Origin of the sequence: Pseudomonas sp. NPDC089569, from assembly GCF_050280625.1 — a bacterium.
Lineage (GTDB): Bacteria > Pseudomonadota > Gammaproteobacteria > Pseudomonadales > Pseudomonadaceae > Aquipseudomonas.
Genome location: NZ_JBNNVQ010000204.1, coordinates 1 through 3,783, shown reverse-complemented (window position 1 = coordinate 3,783; position 3,783 = coordinate 1). Strand labels below are relative to the sequence as shown.

Sequence of the window (3,783 nt, the reverse complement as noted above, 5' to 3'; positions counted from 1 at the left end):
TCAAGAATGTAGTTAAAGCCATCTACTCAAAAGACGCTGAAAAAGCTCAAGCTGCTTACGTTCTGGCTGTGCCAGTTATCGACCGCATGGCCGATAAAGGCATCATCCACAAGAACAAGGCTGCTCGCCACAAGAGCCGCCTGAATGGCCACGTCAAGGCGCTGAAAGCTGCTGCCTGATCGACGTGATCATAAAAAAACCGACCTCAGGGTCGGTTTTTTATTGCCCGCGATTTAGTCAACACACAACACCTGTGGGAGCGAGCCTGCTCGCGATAGCGGATATTCAGTCAACGCATGCGCTGAATGCCGGCCCGCCATCGCGAGCAGGCTCGCTCCCACATTAGCTTTTACTTCTACTGCTGAACCGGTGCCCACGGCAAAATCGGAATGGCCGTCACCGCGTTCTGCGGACTCCCTTCGATCAAGCGATCGCTATAGACCAGATAGACAAGCGTATTGCGCTTCTTGTCGAGAAAGCGCACCACCTGCATGGTCTTGAATACCAGCGAGGTGCGCTCCTTGAACACCTCCTCGCCATCCTTGAGCTCACCCTTGAAACTGATCGGCCCGACCTGACGACAGGCAATGGAAGCCTCGGCACGATCCTCGGCCAGCCCAAGACCACCCTTCACACCTCCCGTCTTGGCACGCGACAGATAGCAAGTCACACCCTCGACCTTGGGATCATCAAACGCCTCGACGACAATCCGGTCGTTCGGACCGACAAGCTTGAACACCGTCGACACCTGGCCGATTTCCTCGGCCGACACCAGCAATGGCATTGCCAACAGCAGCCCCAACAGTCCTTTTGCCACGCGCATTCGGATATTCCTTCAGACCAGAATCAGGTTATCGCGATGAATCAGCTCCGGCTCCGCCATGTAACCCAACAGACCGACTATCGCATCCGACGACTGACCGATGATTTTTTGAGCCTCCAGCGCACTGTAGTTGGCCAGGCCACGCGCAATCTCTCGACCGTCCGGCGCCACGCACACCACCATCTCGCCACGACGGAAACTGCCCTGAACCAGCTTGACCCCGACCGGCAACAGGCTTTTGTTGCCCTCGGACAACGCCGTTACCGCCCCCGCATCCAGCACCAGCGTGCCACGGGTCTGCAGGTGCCCGGCCAGCCACTGCTTGCGCGCCGCCAGCATGCCACGCTCAGGCGAGAGCAAGGTGCCAATGCGCTCACCCGCCTTGAGGCGATCCAGCACACGCTCAAGACGCCCGCCAACGATGATCGTATGCGCACCGGAACGAGCCGCCAGACGCGCAGCACGCAACTTGGTCTGCATGCCGCCACGCCCCAACGCACCACCGGTACCACCCGCCACCGCATCAAGCGACGGATCATCGGCACGAGCCTCGTAAATCAACTGGGCATCCGGGTTGTTGCGTGGATCGGCATCGAACATGCCGTCGCGATCCGTCAGGATCACCAGCAAATCCGCCTCGACCAGGTTGGCCACCAACGCTGCCAGGGTATCGTTGTCACCGAAACGGATTTCGTCGGTTACCACAGTGTCATTCTCGTTGATCACCGGAATGACCTTCAGCTCGACCAAGGCGCGCAAGGTGCTGCGAGCGTTCAGGTAGCGCTTGCGATCAGACAGATCGTCGTGGGTCAGGAGAATCTGCGCCGTGTGCCGGCCATGCTCAGCAAAGCTTGATTCCCAGGCCTGCACCAACCCCATCTGGCCGATCGCAGCAGCAGCCTGGAGCTCGTGCATCGCACTGGGTCGCGCGGTCCAGCCCAGACGGCTCATGCCTGCCGCCACCGCCCCGGAGGACACCAGCACCAGCTCGACACCCGCCTCATGCAAGGCCACCATCTGCTCCACCCAGACACCCATTGCCGCGCGGTCCAGCCCCTTGCCGTCCGCCGTCAGCAAAGCGCTGCCGATTTTCACGACCCAACGCTGCGCACCTGTCACCTTGCTCCGCATCATCTTCAACCTTAGCTTGAGGGCAGCGCGACCTGGCACTGCCCGTGACGTTATTCGTGGCTATTCCCGATTTCCAGATACCAAAACGCCGCTCGATTGAGCGGCGCTTAAGTTTATCGCAACGAGTCAGTCACGCACGTAAATGATTTCCGGACCGTCTTCGTCATCCACGTCTTCTTCATCCCAATCATCGTCACCGATGTCATGGACCGACTTCACACCACTACGACGCAAGGCACGCTGATCATCCAGCGCTTGCAGCTGGGCGCGAGCCTCGTCTTCGATGCGCTGATCAAGCTCGGCCAGCTCTTCCTGGTAAGCCGGATCATTCGCCAGACGATCAGCACGATCTTCCAGGTAACGCATGATGTCATGGCACAAACGCTCGGTGTTCTGCTTGGCGATGGCCGAAATCACGTACACCGGCCCCGTCCACTCCAGGCGATCGACGATTTCCTTGACGCGAGCATCATGCTCTTCTTCCAGGATCTGATCGCACTTGTTCAGGATCAACCAGCGATCACGCTCAGCCAGGGACGGACTGAATTTGGTCAACTCATTGACAATGACTTCCGCGGCATCCGGCGCACTGGTTTCATCCAGCGGCGCCATGTCGACGAGGTGCAGCAGCAGACGGGTCCGCGACAAGTGCTTGAGGAAGCGAATACCCAGACCCGCACCCTCGGACGCACCTTCGATCAGGCCCGGAATGTCCGCAATGACGAAGCTTTTCCAGCGATCGACGCTGACCACACCGAGGTTTGGCACCAGCGTAGTGAACGGATAGTCGGCGACTTTCGGCTTGGCGGCAGACACCGAACGAATGAAGGTACTTTTACCGGCATTCGGCAGGCCCAACAGACCAACGTCGGCCAGCACTTTCATTTCCAGCTTGAGATCGCGCTGCTCACCCGGCTTGCCCGGCGTCGTCTGGCGTGGCGCACGGTTGGTACTGGATTTGAAGCGGGTGTTGCCCAGACCGTGCCAGCCGCCATGAGCCACCAACAGCTTTTGCCCGGCCTTGGTCAGGTCGCCGATCACTTCCTGGGTGGCGGAGTCGATCACAGTCGTACCGACCGGCACGCGAAGCACCAGGTCCTCGCCTTTCTTGCCGGTGCAGTCGGTGCTGCCACCGTTGGAACCACGCTCGGCATCGAAGTGCCGGGTATAGCGATAATCCACCAGGGTGTTGAGGTTTTCGTCGGCGATCATGAAGACCGAGCCGCCGTCGCCGCCGTCACCACCGTTCGGACCACCGTTTTCGATGAATTTTTCGCGCCGGAAACTCATGCAGCCATTGCCGCCGTCACCCGCTTTTACTCGAATCGATACTTCATCAACAAACTTCATAACAAAACGCCTCTCGCCATACGGACGAGCCGAAAAACACCAAGATATAAGACTCTTGCAAAAATGAGCGCAGCGACCTCAATCAACGACTGCACAATCCAGCGCGCCGACAGCCCATACAAACAGCTTTGCAAGAGACTCATCCCACAAACGAAAAAGCCCCGTCGCGAGACAGGGCTTTTCCAGCGATCGCACAATTAAGCTGCGACTACGCTCACGTAACGACGACCGAAGGCGCCTTTTACTTCAAACTTGATCACGCCTTCGACTTTAGCGAAGAGGGTGTGATCTTTACCCATGCCTACGCCGTAGCCAGCGTGGAATTGGGTGCCGCGCTGACGCACGATGATGTTGCCCGCTTTGATAGCCTGGCCGCCATACATCTTCACGCCAAGTCGTTTGGCTTCTGAGTCGCGACCGTTACGGGTACTACCACCAGCTTTTTTGTGTGCCATGAGTTCCCTGGGCCGACAGCCGTT

5 protein-coding genes are annotated in these 3,783 nt (G+C 58.6%); 1 reads left to right on the top strand and 4 read right to left on the bottom strand.

The window, feature by feature from the left end; translation table 11 throughout:
- Positions 1 to 179: 30S ribosomal protein S20 (rpsT, locus tag ACQKP2_RS32150; protein ID WP_427582290.1), on the top strand; the 179-nt coding region annotated here is incomplete at its 5' end.
- 176 nt (positions 180 to 355) lie between these two features.
- Here rpsT and ACQKP2_RS32145 read toward each other — a convergent pair.
- The 4 genes from ACQKP2_RS32145 to rpmA form a co-directional block, all read right to left on the bottom strand.
- A complete protein-coding gene (locus ACQKP2_RS32145) occupies positions 356 to 823 on the bottom strand; it encodes a CreA family protein (RefSeq protein ID WP_427582288.1) in 468 nt (155 codons plus the stop codon).
- Positions 824 to 835: 12 nt separating this feature from the next.
- Entirely contained in the window at positions 836 to 1,954 is a 1,119-nt protein-coding gene (gene proB / locus ACQKP2_RS32140) for a glutamate 5-kinase (RefSeq protein WP_427582289.1), read from the bottom strand.
- A gap of 126 nt (positions 1,955 to 2,080) precedes the next feature.
- A complete protein-coding gene (cgtA, locus tag ACQKP2_RS32135) occupies positions 2,081 to 3,304 on the bottom strand; it encodes an Obg family GTPase CgtA (RefSeq protein ID WP_427582287.1) in 1,224 nt (407 codons plus the stop codon).
- Between the two features lie 197 nt (positions 3,305 to 3,501).
- On the bottom strand, positions 3,502 to 3,759 hold the full coding sequence (gene rpmA / locus ACQKP2_RS32130; protein ID WP_003281574.1) for a 50S ribosomal protein L27: 258 nt from the start codon (positions 3,757 to 3,759) through the stop codon (positions 3,502 to 3,504).
- Positions 3,760 to 3,783: the final 24 nt, after the last annotated feature.